Here is a 16236-nt window from a genome sequence, read left to right as displayed (position 1 = left end):
CAGCATGAAAAGGTCAGCGGCATTCTGGCGCCCGCCTGAGTCTCCCTGCCATCGCCAAACGCATGACAAATCTTGTCACACCGACCGATTGAGCAATCTCCTTAAACGAATGGCACAGTTTCCTTAAGCGAATGCCATTGGCCCCACGGGGGCGGACGCTTCCCACTCGCGTTCCGTTTCCTCGATCATGGCTGTGAGGGTCAGGCCCAGGGCGGTTGCCAGCTTCTTGGCGACATCCAGCCCGGCCGCGCGCTGGCCCCGTTCCAGGAGCCCCACGTAGGTGCGGTCGATATCGGCCTTCTCGGAGAGGGCTTCCTGCGAGACGCCCTGGCTGAGCCGGTGCCGGCGGACAACCCCGTTGAAGACCTGCGAGAACTTCGGGCGCGCTGTGGTCATCGCACGCAATGTCTTGCTTTCGTCTTGACAATAGTCTACGGACCATCGTCCGGTGACGATTGTCCGGAAAGGCTCGGTAGGTTTCCTGGGATCACAAGAGGCAGGGGCCCCAGTGCACTGGCCCCGCCGCGCCGGGGGTAATGGTACCGACACAGAATGTGGTGCGGAGAATTTGGCGCGGCGGCGGCGCCCGATTGGTACGGGCCTTCGCGGTCACCTGCGCCACCCTGCAGCTCGGCCTACTTGTCGCGCACATGGCGGCCCCATCCCGATCGCCTGCACTACCCGCCCCGCCCCACGCACACCTCACCTACGAGACCCTCGGCTACCCGGACCCGGACACGAGCGGACCGCGCTGGGAGAACTTCCTGGAGCTGGTCGTTCACAGCGATGGGCATCTCGCCCGACCGCTGGCGTATCAGTTCGACGCGCGCGCCGTGAGCGACGACGCGGACTTCACTGCTGCCGCCTACTCGCTCCGCAACGCCGAGCGTCGCCGCGCGTATCTGTCGGTGAGCAGCGCATTCCTCGATTACCAGGCCACCGATCAGCTTCGTCTCCGACTGGGGATGCAAGGGGCGCAGGTCGCGGGCTGGAGCCTCATCGATGAGTTGAAGCCGGCCAACCTGATGACGCCCCGCGATGCGTCGGACCCGTTCCGGCGCATCGACCAAGGGGTGCCCGCCATCTCGGGACGCTACGAGCGCGGCAGCGCCTATCTCGACCTTTTCGTGGTTCCCTTGATGTTCACGCTCGGGCGCCTGCCTCAGGGCCGCTGGAGCATTGTGCCCGCTGGGGTCGAGCTGCAACAGGAGCTTCCTCCGGTCCGATGGAACGAGACGCAGGCCGGCGCCCGGGTCGGGGCACAGATCGCACAGCTCGACGTGGCCCTGATCGGATACGTCGGCCGCGACTCCTTGCCGATCTTCGTTGCCGAAAGTGGGCCGACTGGTGGCCGAGTCATCGATCGCTACCCCGGACTTCAGGCCGGCGGTGCGAACGCGTCGCAGCAACTTGGCGAGCAAATCCTCGTGCGCGCCGAGGTCGTCTACTTCGTGAACCCCCACGCCGATCGCGACAACTTCGTCCAGAGCGCCGGTGGTTTCGACGTCAACCTTCCCAACTGGACGTTCATCCTGAACTACCTGCGTGACGACCGAAGCACTCAAAGCCCTGCCGGTGTGGTGAACGCTGGCGAGCGGCGCTTCTTTCAGAGTTTCTTGTTCGGCGAGGTGCGGTACGATGCTGGCTGGCGTCTGCAAGGGCGGCTACGCGGCGGCTACGACTTCACGGAGCGGTTCTGGCTGCTGCAGCCCGAGATCTCTTACCGTCTCTTGGACGACCCCGAGGTGAGCGTTGCCCTCACCGGCGAGATCATCGACGCGGCGCGTCCGTCGTACTTCGACATGATCCGGCACGAAGACAGGCTCGGCACACGCTTGCAGTACCACTTTTTCTGACAAGCGAGGGGGGCATCAACCGATGGGCAAGACAGACCGGAAGAAGTGGGTGGGGCGAAGCGTGACCATCGCGTTCGGTTGCGCGGTGGCCATCGGCGTGTGGCTGAACGCCTACGTGCGGCCCGGCGGGATTCTGGAAGACGCGATTGTCGATCCGGATGACCCGTACGTTCAGCAGGACGAGGAAGTGAAGCGGGAGTTTTGGGGCAGTGACTTCATCGCGCTGATTCACGAGCAGCCCTTCGGCCGCGAGGCCATTGAAGAGTACACGCGGATGCGACGGCTGCTGGAGGAAAAGGTTCCGGGTGCCAGCGCGGGACTCTTGAGCCTCGATACGCTGCCCAACCTTCGGTTCGCGGACGGGGAGTTGTTTACGACTCCATACCTCGACTCAGCACGCGACGGCTTCGTCGATCTTGATCACGTCCGCGAAACACTGACGCAGGACCCGGTGAACCGACGAATCCTCTTCAGCGAGGATTTGAACCGCCTCGCGCAGATCTTGATCTTGCCCAAGGGCTTCGACCAGTCCGACGTGTACTGGTCGCTGGCGGAGATCCTTGAAGATCGCCCTATCCCATGGTGGGAAAAGCTGATCCGTTATTCGCTGACGCCCACGCCGCGGTACGAGTCGTGGTGGCCGGTCGGCTGGCCGCTGGGACGCGAGGCCATCAGTCGCATGCTGCCCGCGGAGATGTCCCGGCTCGTGTCGCTAGGCTTGCTGGTGATCATCGCCGTCTATTGGCTGAGCACAAAGGATCTGCGCTTCTCCCTTTTCGGGACAGGGCTGCTCATCGTCGGGCTCATCTGGGTCCGGGGCAGCATCCCGCTCTTGGATCAGTTGACGCTGTTTCGGGAGCGGCCGTACATCATTCTCGCCAACGCCAACACCTTGGTGCAGGGGAGCAGCTTGGTGCTGCTGGTTTCGTTTATTCTGCGCGAACAGGATCGGGAGGATCGCCGGGTGTTGATCGTTCTCGGCGCGTTCACACTGTTGCTGGGCCTGGGCAACATGGCCGCGCTGTGGTGGAGCTTCGATGTGCGGGCCATTCGCGAGATGGCCGTGCTCTCGGGTGTCGGGCTCGTGGCCGTCTATGTGCTGGCACAGCTCGTGTTGCCGCAGTGGATCCGAACCCTTCCGGGAGAGGAAGAACGCGAGGGTCGTGTGGTGCGTGCGCTGCGGCACGGCATTCAGGGAATGGCCCGCATGCAGATGCCGCGCACGGCACTGGTCGTGTTGCTTGCCACAGTGGCCGCGGGTGCGATCATGTTTTCTCGCATTCCGCTGGGCAGCGATCCACTCGAGTTCATCCGTGGCCACCGTGTGTACCAAGCGTTTCAGAATATGCAGGACCGGGGCATGTGGGCCGACGGGATGTGGGTCATGGTGCGCCCGGTCACGCGCCTCGACGGCGCCATATACGACCCAGGTTTCTTGCGTGATGCATCGGCGTTTCTGGCGCGGGTGGAGCATCTGGAGAACACGAGTGTGGCTGGCTCGATCTTGAAGACCGTGAACCGCTTGACGCGCGAGGAGTTCGGCCACGATGTGCCCGAGACCGAGGAGGAGGCGCGGATCATCTTCCAGTACATCGACGACGCGCCGCTGAAGCTCGGCGTGCGCAAGACCCTGTACACGCCACGGGCAATTCGGATTGTGGCATTGCAGCACCGCACCAACACCAGTCTCGACACCCAGCGCTTTCGCGATGACATCGAGCGGATCGGCGCCGAGTTTCCGCGCTTGGAGGTGCTGCTCGGCGGCCAGTCGCCGCTGTACGGCCGTGTTGACGAGAAGATCTGGAAGGGCAAGCTGTGGAACATCGCTACGCAGACGGGCTGGAACTACGTCGGATACCTCTTGGTCGCCTGGTATCTCATCGCGAGCAACCGGCGGCGCGGCAACCGTCGTGTCGCGGTCTCCGCGCACCGGTTGTCGCTCGTCATGGGTATGCCGTCGGTCTTTGCTACGGCGGCCGCGCTGATCGTGATGGCGGCTTGGAAGATCCGGCTGGATCAAGCGAATGCGGCATACCTGGCCATGGCCAACTCGGCCGCCAACGACTTCACCATGTACTTCGGCGCGCTCTACGTGGCGCGCGCTCAACGTGGCGGCGACCTCGAGGATGCCCGCCGGGCGACCTTCCGGCTCAAAGGCGAGCAGGTCGTCACCGATGCCGTGCTGAATAGTCTCTGCTTTGCACCGCTGTTGCTCTCGGCCTACGGCCCGATTCAGCAGATCGGGTGGCAAGTGCCGCTCATGCTGTGGCTCTGTGCCTTCGGCGTGTTGTTCATCATGCCGCCGTTCTTGCCGTGGGCCGTGCGCGTATCTCCGCCTGGACAGACCAGCGGCGGCAGCAGCAGAACGCTCGGCGGCACGCACAAGGAGGCTGGGTGATGCTGCTGCCTCTCGGCAGAGAGCGATTTCTCATGACCGAACTCCCGCTGCAACCGCTGCAATCGTCCATTGACGGGCTCGAGCAACAGACCGCGGCATATCGCGCTGCTCTCCCGCTGATGTGGGCACTTGCCGTGTGGTCCCTCGCGAAGACTCTCCTGGTCGTTCTCCTCTGGATTGGCCCGTACACCCTCGTTACCAAGCGAAGCCTCAATCTCGCGCTCAAACACTCGCGGCGTCGCTGGTACGAGGGGCCGCCGAAGGTCGCCAGCATTTGGTTTGACGGTCTGTCTCTAACCCTCCGAGAGATCCGCTCTGGATCGCGGGGATTTCGCGCCTTGGACGTGATCTACAACTGGCGCTTCCACGACCCTCCGGGGACTCTTGGCCATCGGCTGGCCAAGTGGTGGCTCGGGATGCGTAATGCCCAGGCGGTCCGGAACCGTTTTCGTATCACCAAGCACTGGCTCGCCGAAGAGATCCGTAAGGTCGCGAGTTCCGGAAGGGACGTGCGGGTACTCTCAATTGCGTGCGGCTCGGCCCAAGCCGTCATCGAGGCCGTCGTAGAAACCCAGGCAGCCATTTGCGGTTCCGGCCTATCCATCGAGGTGCGGCTCCTCGACCGTGACCTAGAGGCACTCGAGTACGCGCAGGCACTTGCGCAAAAACGCGGGGTGGATCGGTTCTTCCGGTACTACCAATGCACCGCAGAAGAATTCGTCACGCACGCTTGTGAAGGAGGCGCTTGGAGGCCCGACCTCGTTGAGATGGTCGGCTTCCTTGATTACCGATCGGCAAGGAAGGTGGTCTCGCTCCTCGCAAGAATCCGCCAACAGCTTGATGCGGGGGGGGGGGCTAATCACTTGTCACATAAACTGGAATGCCGAGGCACTTGTCCTCCGGTGGTTGATCCGTTGGCCGATGCGGTATCGGCCGCCGCGCGAACTCGCGAACCTCGTACGTGCCGCTGGCTTCGCCAACGTCACCGTTCATCAAGAACCCCATCGCATTCATACCATAGTGGTCGCCAACGGCTGAACCGATCCGCGACCGGCGTGGGAATTCGAAAGTCTGAGAGTCGACTGATGACCGACACAGAAAGTTCGCCATCGTTCAGGCGAATGCGGAGCGGCGCATGATCAACGTGGCAAAGGCGTATCTTGTGACGAGCTGCGTGCTGTGGGCAGCGCTGCAAGCGGCGCGGGCCGAAATGCCGCCCGACGACCCGCTGCTTCAACTTGCTCCCGAGGCGATCATCCGCGAGCACGTGCTGCCGAACATTCAGACGCCCGGCGAAGCCGCTGAGGTGAAGCAGCTAACGATGCGGGCCGACGATCAGCAAGTAGATCGGTTCACGCGGGAAGCTGTCATCCAACCGGGCGAGGCGCGGGTGGTGATTCAGTACGCGACAGGCACGCGGCCGCGCTACACGGATACGATTCGCGATGGCGCCCGGCGCCAGGAGTATCGGGTCAGCCCCGACCGGCCCGTCCGGCGCATCCAGACCGGCCAAGACTTCCCGATCAAAGGGTCCGCGTTTTCCTTCCGTGATCTGCACTGGCTGCTGGAGACGTATCGGTGGATCGAGAAAACGCATCGCGACGGCCACGTGCTGCTGACCGGGGAGAACGGCCCATATCCGAAGATCGTCATCGAGTTGGATCGGGTCCTGGGCGCAGTCGTGATGACATCGATGAGGATGTTCGAGTCCGACGGAAAGCTGACCAAGGTGCAAACGTGCAAGGACTTTGTGGTGCAGCACGACAAAGTGCGGCCCACGTGGATCCAAATGGCGACGGTGGCTCCCGACCCCAGCGGCAGCCATGACAACGTCACAACTACCCTTGAGCTGAAGTGGTTGGAGGCAGAGACAGCGGGAGCGAGGCCATGAGCAACGTGGGCGTTCTGGGGACGGGTGCGTACACGCTGCCCGTAACGGGGAACCGTGAGATCTTGGAGTACGTTCGAGCGCCGAGAGACTCGGCATGGCTCGAAGAAAAGACAGGTGTGCGCGGACACAGCCTCAATTTCGACTGCGCCGCAGGGAGGAAACTCTCAGCCGAAACGGGACTGGATTTCGCCGAACGCGCTGCCCGCCAGGCCATGGAAGCTGCCGGCGTGGAGGCTGATCGGATCGACCAGTTGTGCCTGACGACCTGCACGCCGGATCGTCTGCATTTCATGGCAGACACGATCGCGCTGCACCGGCGGCTCGGCCTTCGCGCGACCACCGTCGTGAGTCAAACGGACAGTGGCTGTGCCGGCCTCGCCAAAGTGCTGCAGGAAGTCCGCGCCTATGCGCACCAAGCGTCGGGGCACTGGACAGCGCTCGTCGTGGCAACGAACGACGTGTCGTCATTCGTTGCCTGTGAGCAGTACAAGCGAGTGCCGGGTGCCTGGCTTTCCGCCGCGCTGTTTGCCGATGGGGCCGGTGCGGTCGTGCTTGGGGAAGGCAAGGGGCCACGCCTGATGGACGCGTACTGCGCTGTGGACGGCGACCACCCGTTGGTGGTGTATCACGGTGGCGGGGCGGCGGTGCCGCCAAATCCCGGAACGCTGGATGAGCACGCCTATGTGATGGATGGGCGTGACGTTGCCGCCCAGTTTGGCCCGGCGATGCAGCGGGCCTGGCTGCGCTTGTCTGAGACGTGGAAGCTCGGTGTTGAGGATGTCCGTCGGTGGTACCTCCATCAAGCGAACTATCGGTTCATCGAGAGCTTCACCGCGGCCCTCGGCATTTCACCGGATCGCGTGCCACACAACGTGGACCGGATTGGCAACACAGTCAGTGCATCGACCCTGCTGCTACTGGACGAAGACATCCGACAGGGGCGTCTGCCTGAAGACGGCCCGGTTGTGTTCCTCTGGGTGGGCGCGGGCATGCTGGAAGGCGGAGCCCTCTTTCTGCCCTGAGCGAGCTCTCGCCCTCCACGCCACGGGCTGGCGGGATGGGCATTACAGCATCGGTGACGTTGGCATCGATCGAATCGACGACCTCGCGCAACGCGTGCAGGCGCTCGGGATCAGACCCGCCGCCTACACTTCCTTCAACCGCCCGTTGTCCGCAGCGCGACTGACACGCTTCAAAGCGACTCGAGTGCAAGCGTGCCCTGCATCAGCGGCCGGGCGATAAGACGGCGTATCGTCGGCATCGCTGACCAGGTACCGGCAGTCAGCAGTGATCAACCACCGAAATGAATTGTGCTCCGAGGTCACTCGCGCGCCAGCGTCAGAATTGCCCGTGTGGCCGCGGGTCCCAGCCGAAAGCCGAGCTGTGTCAGCTCCGCGATCAGGGGAGCGACTGCGGGCAAAGCACCTTCGCGCTTAGCTCTGAGCAGGACGCCGGCAGTGCCGGTCACCTTGAGTCCGCGGCCCTTCGCGACAGCCCGCGCCAGGCGGTCATCGAGGATGACCAAGCTGCTCGGGTTCTCGAGGGCGAGAGCGAGCACTTCAGCTTCCCCGGGACCAAAGTCGGTGATCAATGCGATCAGTTGCGGCACGCGTACGGAGCGCACTTCGATCCAATCCACCGTTGCCGGATTCGGGGCGTCTTCTCCCTGCTCACGGCCTGCTTGCAACTCGGCAGCCACGGCCTCTGGAACAGTTACGCTGCCGTACAGCTCGCGGAGCAAGTCCAATCTGCCGAGACGGTGAAGATAGAACAACGGAGACGTGTTGCAGATGACCAGGTCAGGCATTCCGCAGATCTTCGGCAAGTTCCTCTTCCGACAATTCGAACGAGGCTACGCCGTAGCGGCCGAGTGCCTGCAGAAACGCAACTCGGGAGACGTTCGCCAGTTGCGCAGCACGACCGGACGAGAGCTTGCCGAGCTCGTACAGCTTGGCTGCCGCCGCCATGCGGATCTCCTGCGCCAATTCTTGGGGAGCCTCCTTGAGCGACCAGGAGATCTCGTCGGGCAGATCGATGTGGATCGTTGTCATGATCGTTCCTCACGCGAGACCGAAATGGGTCGGGGCTAGACTACGCGTTTGAGGTTCGATTGCCAAGGTGGAGGTGGGCGTCATAGTCGGCGTCATCCGGATTATCCCAGATTCGCTCGAAGGCGGCTTCCGACAGCTTGCAGGCGGCGCGGGTCAGGCGTTGATCCTCTTGCCGGTCGCGCAGGAAATCGACGAAGTCTTCGACCTCCGCCACCTTCTCAGGCGGGAGCGCGCGGATCTTCTCGATCAGCTCCTGCTCATCTACTGCGGCTGAACGCATCGTTTGCCTCCTTGGTTTACAGCCCACGTAGCGGCCCAACGATAGCATGTTCGTTCGCTGCGGTCAGGCGAAAGCCAAAGCGGGATCAAAGCGGGAGCATGCTCCCGCACCCCACAGTGGCGACGCCGTAGGCGGCAAATGATCAGGGTGCGAGAGATCCGGCAGCGAACGAGTCTGCGAGAGGCAGGTGTCGCCACCGTGGCGGCCGACCTCGTGTCAACGACCTGGAATGTGGGCTGCTCACTCGTTGGCATGCGTGCCCGTTCTCGGTCCATCGGCTTCCGGCGGCCTGGGTCGCCATCCGATTCCTACCCACGTCCGGGAATCCAGGGCAGCACTTGCCAGTCGGCGCGGACCTCGTCTTCAGACAACGCTTGATACGGCTTTGCCCGAACCTTCCGAGGCATGCTAACGTCCCTCCACGTGCCGCGATGAACGAGAGTGTGCAGACTGACGTGCCCGACCGAGTCCTCGACCCGTTCACCGGCTGTTTGACCCCGGAGGTCGCCAGACGGATCGCTGATTTGCGAGCCGATCCGGAGATGCAAGCGCGCGTCGACGAGCTTGCCAGCAAAGCCAACGAAGGCCGGCTCAGCGAGCGCGAAACGCCGCTTTTCATCAATCGAGTGAGTGGGTAGGATGCCACCGATGGCGCAAACTGCACCAGTCGAAGCACGATACACGAGCCACGCATACTTCGACCTCGTCGAGAGAGGGGATCTCCACGCCGACGACCGCGTCGAGCTGCTGGAAGGGGTGATCGTCGCCATGTCCCCACAAAATCCGCGACATGCCTCCGCAACCACACGAGTCGACACGGCCCTTCGGCAAGCGGTTGCGGGCCGGGCGGTCGTTCGCGTCCAACTGCCGCTGATCACCAGCGCGTATTCTGTGCCAGAACCCGACGTTGCCGTGGTGCCAGGTCAGGACTCGGACTATGACGATGTGCACCCAACCGCGGCGCTTCTGGTCGTGGAAATCGCCGATAGTTCCCTCTTGCAAGATCGACTGACCAAGGCCGCGATTTATGCGGCAGCCGGCATTCCTCAGTACTGGCTCGTGAACCTACGGGACGGCTGTGTCGAAGTCTTCAGCGCGCCCAACTCCGGCATGCGCAGTTATGCCGAACGGCGCGTTGCCCGCCGCGGCGAGCGTCTCGATGTCGCTGCGCTTCCGGGGGCGTTTGTCCGGGTGGACGACATGCTCCCGCGCGGCCGATGAGCGAACTCCAGGGCTCCTGCGAAAATCTGGGGACGTTCCTCGGAAACATCATCCACCGGGTCAACGCCGCGATGCAGGAGACCGAAGCGATGTTCTACGGGTATCGACCCTACGTGCCCGTCGCCGTGCGACGGCAGCAAGCCCAGCGCGAGATGGCGAAGCTCAGGAAGAAGGGGCACCCCGTGTCACCGGTGGTGATCGAGGGGCGGACCATCGCCACGACGTTCTGGGGCAAGGCGTGGTGCGACAACCTCGAGCTTTACAGCGACTACGCCAACCGGCTGCCGCGCGGGCGAACCTACGTCCGCAACGGCTCGGTGGTCGATCTGCAAATTGCTGCACCCTGTTTCGCGAGCGCCCATACATACTTCTCGCCCACACCAACACCTTGGTGCAGGGCAGCAGGGGCGGGTACCGGATGGTGCTGGGCATGCTCATGCTGTTGTTCAGCGGCAGCTTTGCTCCCGTTTCGGGTGCACGTAGTGCGCGCCAAGCGCCCGCTCGACCTCTATCAGGTCCAGAACCTTCACCAGCGCCAGTAGCCCGCCGAACGCCGTCAAGCGCTCCGTGCATTGCGTGTACGGCGTCTCCAGCGGCGATCGCATCTCCGGTCGGCGAACGGCTCGACGTGCGACTGAAGCCCGGCGACGGGAGCGGTGTTTCCTCACAGGCTCCGAATCTGATTCTGACAGCCCTCGAAGAAGTCCACTGAGTGCGCTCTACTGTAGCGGCCGCGCCTGGTAGCCCGTCGGGAGATTGATCTGCTTCGGCTCGAGGTAACGCCGCCAATCCTTCCGGCCCTAGCTCTCTGCCTAGTCCCGACGCCTTGAAGCCGCCGAAGGGCGCGCTGAACTCCATGGCAAAGCCGTTGACGGTGTAAGTCCCGGTGCGCACCCGGCGCGCGATCGCCAACCCGCGGTCGACATCAGCGGTCCACACCGATCCCGACAGCCCGTAGTCGGAATCGTTGGCGATGCGCACGGCATCGTCAACGTTATCGTACGGGATCACCACGAGCACGGGACCGAAGATCTCCTCCCGCGCGATGCGCATCCGGTTGTCAACGCCGGCAAACACGGTGGGCTCCACGTACCAGCCTTTCGGCAATCCCGCCGGCCGGCCGCCGCCACACGCGATCCGGGCGCCTTCTTCGCGCCCGATGCGGATGTACCCTTCCACGCGCACGCGCTGGCGCGCCGCGACCAGCGGACCGCATGCAGTTGACGGATCCATTGGGTCACCAACCGTGACAGCGCGCACGGCCTCGGCGAGGGCGTCGACCACGTCGCGGTAACGGGCACGCGAGGCGAGGATGCGAGTCTGCGCCACGCAGGCCTGGCCGCTGTTCATGATCGCCGCCGGCAGCAAGCCGCCGATCGTGCCGGCCAGATCGGCATCGTCGAGAATGATGGCCGCCGACTTGCCGCCGAGTTCGAGCGTGACCCGCTTGAGCTGCTCGCCGCAAATGGCGGCGATGCGCCGCCCGGCCGCGGTGCTCCCGGTAAAGGAAATCTTGTCCACGTCGCTGTGCCGGACCAGGTGCTCACCGACCTCGCGACCGGCGGGGACAATGTTCACCACGCCCGCCGGCACGCCGGCCTCGCGGATGGCGTCAGCCAGAATGATCGCGTCGAGTGGGGTTTCCGGTGAGGGCTTGAGCACAACGGTCGCGCCCGCCGCCAGCGCGGGGCCAAGCTTCAACATGGCGGTGAAGAGCGGCACGTTCCACGGAATGATACAGCCCGCCACGCCAACGGGTTCGCGGCGAACCAGCACCGGTCCCATCGCCCCGGCCCGCACCTCTTCGAAGGCATACTCGCGTGCCAGTCGGATGAAATAGTCGAGCACCATGTTCGCCGCCATCACCTGGCCCAAGTGCGAGAACGAAATCGGGCAGCCCATCTCGTTGGTGATGGTGACGGCCAGTTCCGCGGCGCGTTCTTGCAGCAGAGCCAACAGCCGCGCCATGGCCGCAGCGCGTTCTGTCGCGGGCAGCTGCGGCCACGGACCGTGATCGAACGCCTCGCGGGCCGCCGCCACTGCCCGGTCGATGTCCGCCTCACGACCCTCTGGCACGCGGGCGATGACTTCCTCGGTATGGGGGGAGATCACGTCGATAGTGGCCGATGTGGCCGGTTGCACCCAGTCGCCCCCGATGAACAGCCGATCCTGTACTTGCATAAGCTCCCTTCGTGTCGCGATGGCGAGACGCACGACGCTGGTCGGCGCGCCATACCAGCGAGAACATAACGCCCGCAATAGCCATCTGCCTTGCGGTCTAGGACCGGCGGCGCGCCGTCGGCTGCGCGACGGGCCGGCCGCCGACGCGATAGGCCCCGATCAGTTCCTGAGCGGCTGGCGAGGTGAGCCAGCCGATGACGGCCATCGCGGCCAGGTAGTTCGCGCCCGGATGACGGTACGGATCGGTGGCCAGCACCGAGTACGGATTGCGCAGGTGCACGTGATCGGCGAAGACGATGTCGAGCGCCAGCTGATCGCCGAGCGCGGCGAAGGTGCCGCGGTCGGTCAGCACATACGCCCCCGCGCTGCTGGCCTGACGCAGCACCAAGGCCATGCCGGCATGCTGGCGATGATGCCAGCGGCCGGGCGCGATACCCGCCGCGGCCAGCAGCGCTTGTTCGCGCAAATGCGTGCCGGATCCGTCGCCGCGCGACCAGAACGGCGCGCGCGCCGCGGCGATGCGTTGCAGCGCCGCCGCAACGTCAGGAGCGGTGCGCACGCGCGCCGGATCATCTCGCGGGCCGACCAGCACGAAGTCGTTCGTCATGACCGGCCGGCGGTTGACGAGATCGCCGATCGCGACGGCGTGTTCCTCTGCCGCCGGCGCGTGCGCCAGCACCACGTCGGCGCGGCCCGTGTGCGCCAGGCGCAGGGCGGCGCCGCTGCCGACCGCGGTGACCTCGACCGCGAGGCCCAGGCGCTGCGACAGGGGCGGCAGCAGCGCGCGCAACAGGCCGCTGTCGACCAGACTCGTGGTCGTCGCCAGTCGTACGCAGTCGCGGCCGCGCGCCCGGGTGCTCACTCGCCCAAAGTGGATCGCGGCCGCGCGCGTCGTGGCGCTTTGTTGTGTGTCGTGAAAGGCCTGAAGCCGCGCCACCAACTGCTCGCCAACCGGCGTCAACCGACTGCCGCCGCCGCGTTGTCCGCCAGTTTGCGTAGCGATCAGCTGAACACCGAGCGCGGCCTCCGCCCGGCGGATCTTCTCCCACGCGTCGCGGTACGAAATCCGCAACTGCTTCGCCGCCGCGTTGAGCGAGCCCAGCGCTTGCACCGCCGTCAGGATGGCCAAGTGGCGCTCGCCCAGCACCGGGCGATCACCGCGCAGCAACCACGAGCGGTGCCGTGCCTCGAGCGCGGGCAGTGCAATCGCCGCCGTAGACTTCACGCGGCGATCCTTACACCGCCCGCGGCCGTTTGTCTTGGCCGACCCGGCGCGGCGCTGGACGAAGTCGGCATGCCTCAGTGCCCCTCGGGCATCGCTACGGCCGTCGGGTGGAAGAGCTTCTCCCCTCCCTGCGTGAACTCGCCGATGAGCTTCTGGCCCGCCGGCGAGGTCAACCAGCCGATCAACTGCATGGCTTCGACGTACTTCGCATCCGGGTGACGCGCCGGGTTCACGGCTATCACCGTGTAGGGATTGAACAGCGCCGAATCGCCCTGAAACACGATCGCGAGTTCGCCCTTCTGTTTGTAAGTGAGATAGGTACCACGATCTGCCAGCGTGTAGGCGCGCCGCTCGTCGGCCATCAGCAGCACGGGGCCCATCCCTTGCCCTGCCGACACGTACCAGTCCCCATCCGGCGCCAGGCCGGCGGCTTGCCACAACTCCTTCTCCTTTTGATGCGTTCCGGATTCGTCACCGCGCGAAATGAAGATGGCGTGAGCGGCGGTCAGCTTTTTGAAAGCGTCCGCCGCGCTCGCGCTGCCCCGAAGTGTCGCCGGATCATTCGGCGGACCGATGATGACGAAGTCGTTGTACATCACGTCGCGCCGGTTGACGCCGAAGCCGCCTTTGACGAATGTTTCCTCGAGTTCGGGCGCGTGCGAGAGCACGACATCGACATCGCCGTTCTCCGCCAGCTTTAGCGCCTTGCCGCTACCGACCGCGATGACATCCACCTTGAGGTGAAAGCGCTGTTCAAACGCCGGGAGGATGGCCGCCAGTAGCCCGGAGTTCTCGGTGCTCGTCGTGGTGGAGAGTCGTAGATGCCCCTGGGCTGCAACGGGCCTCACCGAGAGCACGACCACGGCCAGTGCCAACGCCGCCACCAAGCGGGATAGTCGCAAGCACAGAGCTACAATACCCCCGCAAGCGCAACCGGGTACGACGAGGAGACCGCCGCGCCGCATCTTAGAACTCCAGTTGCGCCCGGCCGAGCACGGCGTTGCTGGCGCGTTTGTCCGGATTGGGGGACTGGTCTTTGCCTTGATGATCGAAAGCGCCGTACAGGTAGTTCAGCGATAAACGCAAGAACTCGTTTGGGTACCAGTTGAGCCCAACCACAACGGCATCGTAGCGGTTGTCGACTGGGCTAGCGGTGTTGGTATCGGCGCCGTGGCGCAGTTTGAGGAACTCGTAACGGAGCGCGGCTTCCCACGCACCGCAGCCCGGGTGCATCGGATCCCACAGTGCGCTGGCGGGCCGCAGGCGCGCGTTGAACGGCTTGGTCTCACCGGTGAGCAGCCAGGTGCCGCCGGCGTACGCACCGTTTGTTTCCAAGTCTGGCAACGCCCCGCGCGCTTCCTCGGTCTGGATATATTCGCCCGACAGCGAGAAAGGGCCGTCGAACCAGGCGGCATGGGCGCCCGTGCGCCAGCGCTTACCCTGCCGAGCGACGGCCGGGAAGAAGTTGAAGCCGGTCTCGGTCACGCCTGCGATGCTACTAGTTGTCTGCTTGGTCCCGCTCAACGTCTCGCCGGGCTGATGGCCGTAGCTCACCGCGCCGCCGATGTTGAACCCGCGCAGGTGCCCGGCCGCAAACGGCGCCACGACCAGCCGGCCAATCACATCCTTGTCGCTGTTGTTGTCGCTGCGGTTCTGCCCAGCCCCGTTCATGACGGCAAGCTGGTACTGGAGCGCGGCGTTGAACAACCGGCCGTGGGCCATGATGCCGACGTCGCGCGACGGGTTGACCGTGCTGGTAACAACGGCGGCGCGCTCGACAAAGTCCTGATACTTCTTCGACAGCAGCCCCTCGTAGCTAAACGGCACCTTGAATTGGCCGATCTGCACATTGAACTCCGGCCTCGGCGTGACGGCGACGAAGGCGTCACGCAAGCCCGCACTGAAGGCGAAGTCGTTTTCCAGGCGCATGCGGAAGTATTTATGGAACGTGGCCTCGGCACCGAGACGGCCGCGATCCACCGTCGCACTGTCGGTCTGTGTCGTGTCGGGCTCGAAGAACAGCAGGTTGCTCGCAACCCGCCCGTTGAACTTCAGCGCTAAGTTGCGGTCGGCCGAGCGGACGAAGAAGCCCTCGTCGTACCCCAGTTGCGGCGCGTCAGCCGGCGGGGCCACCACTGTCTCAGCTGTCGAAGGCGGCGGGGCCAGCCCTTGCGCTTCCTGCTTGCTGAGAACGCCCTTGCTACGCAACACCTCAATGAGCCCGGCGCGCGGCCCCGGCGACAGCCGCGCGCCCTCGAGGCGCTCGTATTCCTCCGGGCTCAGCACGCTCTTCTGCCGCAGCAGGTCGAGCAAACGGTCATCGGCGTGCAGCGGTACGGGCAACAAGACCGTCAACCCTAGCGCGGCGCCGAGGGCAACCCGGGTGATTCGGAACCTCGGCTGGCGCGGCCACGGACGCGCGTCTTCCATCCCCACCTCCAGGACGCTCGTTATACCCAGATGAGCATAACGAGCGCAAGGACAGCATTTGTCCCAGGTTGTCCCAGGTTGGGCCAAGCTCGCCGGTGGGCACGTTGCGTCAAGCCAGGAAAGGCGCATTATATGAGGCCGCCGCGCCGGGACAGGCGACGCGGTCAAGGCTAGAAGTCTCGAACATGCTCTTCTCGCAACGGCCCCGGTATCTTCGCAGCGTGGCGCATCAAGCGGTTGCGCTCCTGCTCGCGTGTGGGCTCAGCGCCGCCAGCCACGGCGCGATCGTGAACGAATTGGCGCGCCAGTTGGTAACCGAGCACACCGGCTGTTGTGCCCACCGCTGCCGCTGCAACGATCGCAGTAGCTCGGCGACCCATCGCCTGCGCTGCCATTGCCAGGCGCAGCCCGCCGCGAGGCGAGGCCCTTCTGGTGTGACGCTGGCGGCTGCCTATACCTGCGGCCACTCCGAACCACTGGCGGTTAGCTTCGCTCCGCGCTTTGTACCGCCGGCGTTGCTTGTCGCACCCCTCACTGAAGCGGCGATGCCCGCTCAGGCGGTTGTTCTCGAGCGGTTCGCCGATATCGCCTTCCCGCCTCCCGATCCGCCGCCGCGCCGTCCGGCGTAGGCTCGGACTCGGATCATCGCGCAAGCCGGAACCCGGCTTCGGCCCCGTAGCGGGAGACTTCGCACCTATTCCGC

Annotated in this window: 16 protein-coding genes and 1 pseudogene; 9 read left to right on the top strand and 8 right to left on the bottom strand. The window is 64.7% G+C overall.

Going from position 1 to position 16236, the window contains the following annotated elements; genetic code table 11:
• Positions 1-123: 123 nt before the first annotated feature.
• Positions 124-396, bottom strand: coding sequence for a helix-turn-helix transcriptional regulator (locus HY699_19345; GenBank protein ID MBI4517965.1), 273 nt, complete (start codon positions 394-396; stop codon positions 124-126).
• 194 nt (positions 397-590) lie between these two features.
• On the opposite strand from HY699_19345, the gene HY699_19340 reads away from it, so the two are divergent.
• Genes HY699_19340 through HY699_19320 form a run of 5 tightly spaced genes read left to right on the top strand, consistent with a single transcriptional unit; the run spans position 591 to position 7167 of the window.
• Positions 591-1856 carry a hypothetical protein gene (locus HY699_19340; protein MBI4517964.1) on the top strand — a complete coding sequence of 422 codons (1266 nt, stop codon included), beginning with the start codon at positions 591-593 and terminating at the stop codon, positions 1854-1856.
• A gap of 22 nt (positions 1857-1878) precedes the next feature.
• The gene (locus HY699_19335) at positions 1879-4254 is read left to right on the top strand and encodes a hypothetical protein (GenBank protein MBI4517963.1); all 2376 of its coding nucleotides are present in this window, start codon (positions 1879-1881) and stop codon (positions 4252-4254) included.
• Complete coding sequence (locus HY699_19330) at positions 4251-5393, top strand: class I SAM-dependent methyltransferase (protein ID MBI4517962.1); 1143 nt, start codon at positions 4251-4253, stop codon at positions 5391-5393. Before HY699_19335 ends, HY699_19330 begins: the two co-directional genes overlap by 4 nt.
• Positions 5390-6145: a hypothetical protein gene (locus HY699_19325; protein ID MBI4517961.1), complete on the top strand. Its 756-nt coding sequence runs from the start codon at positions 5390-5392 to the stop codon at positions 6143-6145. The genes HY699_19330 and HY699_19325 overlap by 4 nt, the downstream gene beginning before the upstream one ends.
• Positions 6142-7167 (top strand): hypothetical protein, encoded by a 1026-nt coding sequence (locus tag HY699_19320; GenBank protein ID MBI4517960.1) that lies wholly within the window; start codon positions 6142-6144, stop codon positions 7165-7167. The genes HY699_19325 and HY699_19320 overlap by 4 nt, the downstream gene beginning before the upstream one ends.
• A gap of 299 nt (positions 7168-7466) precedes the next feature.
• Here HY699_19320 and HY699_19315 read toward each other — a convergent pair whose 3' ends face one another.
• From HY699_19315 to HY699_19305, 3 genes are read right to left on the bottom strand one after another with little or no spacing between them, the layout of a single operon-like run.
• Complete coding sequence (locus HY699_19315) at positions 7467-7952, bottom strand: DUF3368 domain-containing protein (protein ID MBI4517959.1); 486 nt, start codon at positions 7950-7952, stop codon at positions 7467-7469.
• Positions 7945-8196 carry a UPF0175 family protein gene (locus HY699_19310; protein MBI4517958.1) on the bottom strand — a complete coding sequence of 84 codons (252 nt, stop codon included), beginning with the start codon at positions 8194-8196 and terminating at the stop codon, positions 7945-7947. Before HY699_19310 ends, HY699_19315 begins: the two co-directional genes overlap by 8 nt.
• Positions 8197-8236: 40 nt before the next feature.
• Positions 8237-8476 carry a DUF2281 domain-containing protein gene (locus HY699_19305; GenBank protein MBI4517957.1) on the bottom strand — a complete coding sequence of 80 codons (240 nt, stop codon included), beginning with the start codon at positions 8474-8476 and terminating at the stop codon, positions 8237-8239.
• Between the two features lie 431 nt (positions 8477-8907).
• On the opposite strand from HY699_19305, the gene HY699_19300 reads away from it, so the two are divergent.
• Genes HY699_19300 through HY699_19290 form a run of 3 tightly spaced genes read left to right on the top strand, consistent with a single transcriptional unit; the run spans position 8908 to position 10239 of the window.
• Positions 8908-9114 (top strand): hypothetical protein, encoded by a 207-nt coding sequence (locus HY699_19300; GenBank protein ID MBI4517956.1) that lies wholly within the window; start codon positions 8908-8910, stop codon positions 9112-9114.
• Positions 9115-9124: 10 nt separating this feature from the next.
• Complete coding sequence (locus HY699_19295; GenBank protein ID MBI4517955.1) at positions 9125-9697, top strand: Uma2 family endonuclease; 573 nt, start codon at positions 9125-9127, stop codon at positions 9695-9697.
• Positions 9694-10239 (top strand): hypothetical protein, encoded by a 546-nt coding sequence (locus tag HY699_19290; GenBank protein ID MBI4517954.1) that lies wholly within the window; start codon positions 9694-9696, stop codon positions 10237-10239. Before HY699_19295 ends, HY699_19290 begins: the two co-directional genes overlap by 4 nt.
• A 177-nt stretch (positions 10240-10416) precedes the next feature.
• Here HY699_19290 and HY699_19285 read toward each other — a convergent pair.
• The 4 genes and pseudogenes from HY699_19285 to HY699_19270 form a co-directional block, all read right to left on the bottom strand.
• Positions 10417-11878 (bottom strand): annotated as a pseudogene (locus HY699_19285) (aldehyde dehydrogenase).
• 97 nt (positions 11879-11975) lie between these two features.
• Positions 11976-13103 (bottom strand): substrate-binding domain-containing protein, encoded by a 1128-nt coding sequence (locus HY699_19280; GenBank protein MBI4517953.1) that lies wholly within the window; start codon positions 13101-13103, stop codon positions 11976-11978.
• Between the two features lie 74 nt (positions 13104-13177).
• Positions 13178-14068 carry a substrate-binding domain-containing protein gene (locus HY699_19275; protein ID MBI4517952.1) on the bottom strand — a complete coding sequence of 297 codons (891 nt, stop codon included), beginning with the start codon at positions 14066-14068 and terminating at the stop codon, positions 13178-13180.
• A 1-nt stretch (position 14069) separates the two neighbouring features.
• Positions 14070-15533: a hypothetical protein gene (locus tag HY699_19270; protein ID MBI4517951.1), complete on the bottom strand. Its 1464-nt coding sequence runs from the start codon at positions 15531-15533 to the stop codon at positions 14070-14072.
• 185 nt (positions 15534-15718) lie between these two features.
• Here HY699_19270 and HY699_19265 point away from each other — a divergent pair, with 185 nt between their 5' ends.
• Positions 15719-16162 (top strand): hypothetical protein, encoded by a 444-nt coding sequence (locus HY699_19265; protein MBI4517950.1) that lies wholly within the window; start codon positions 15719-15721, stop codon positions 16160-16162.
• Positions 16163-16236 lie beyond the last annotated feature (74 nt).

Source organism: Deltaproteobacteria bacterium (assembly GCA_016210005.1).
Taxonomy (GTDB): domain Bacteria; phylum Desulfobacterota; class Binatia; order HRBIN30; family JACQVA1; genus JACQVA1.
The sequence above is the reverse complement of the archived record's forward strand: the minus strand, read 5'-3'. Positions and strand labels throughout refer to the sequence as shown.

Bases quoted from the DNA above. Each gene is read 5' to 3' on its own strand.
- HY699_19290 (MBI4517954.1), top strand. From the start codon at position 9,694: ATGAGCGAACTCCAGGGCTCCTGCGAAAATCTGGGGACGTTCCTCGGA.
- HY699_19335 (MBI4517963.1), top strand. From the start codon at position 1,879: ATGGGCAAGACAGACCGGAAGAAGTGGGTGGGGCGAAGCGTGACCATC.
- HY699_19325 (MBI4517961.1), top strand. From the start codon at position 5,390: ATGATCAACGTGGCAAAGGCGTATCTTGTGACGAGCTGCGTGCTGTGG.
- HY699_19300 (MBI4517956.1), top strand. From the start codon at position 8,908: ATGAACGAGAGTGTGCAGACTGACGTGCCCGACCGAGTCCTCGACCCG.
- HY699_19275 (MBI4517952.1), bottom strand. From the start codon at position 14,068: ATGCGGCGCGGCGGTCTCCTCGTCGTACCCGGTTGCGCTTGCGGGGGT.
- HY699_19270 (MBI4517951.1), bottom strand. From the start codon at position 15,533: ATGGAAGACGCGCGTCCGTGGCCGCGCCAGCCGAGGTTCCGAATCACC.
- HY699_19315 (MBI4517959.1), bottom strand. From the start codon at position 7,952: ATGCCTGACCTGGTCATCTGCAACACGTCTCCGTTGTTCTATCTTCAC.
- HY699_19265 (MBI4517950.1), top strand. From the start codon at position 15,719: ATGCTCTTCTCGCAACGGCCCCGGTATCTTCGCAGCGTGGCGCATCAA.
- HY699_19320 (MBI4517960.1), top strand. From the start codon at position 6,142: ATGAGCAACGTGGGCGTTCTGGGGACGGGTGCGTACACGCTGCCCGTA.
- HY699_19310 (MBI4517958.1), bottom strand. From the start codon at position 8,196: ATGACAACGATCCACATCGATCTGCCCGACGAGATCTCCTGGTCGCTC.
- HY699_19295 (MBI4517955.1), top strand. From the start codon at position 9,125: ATGGCGCAAACTGCACCAGTCGAAGCACGATACACGAGCCACGCATAC.
- HY699_19305 (MBI4517957.1), bottom strand. From the start codon at position 8,476: ATGCGTTCAGCCGCAGTAGATGAGCAGGAGCTGATCGAGAAGATCCGC.
- HY699_19345 (MBI4517965.1), bottom strand. From the start codon at position 396: ATGACCACAGCGCGCCCGAAGTTCTCGCAGGTCTTCAACGGGGTTGTC.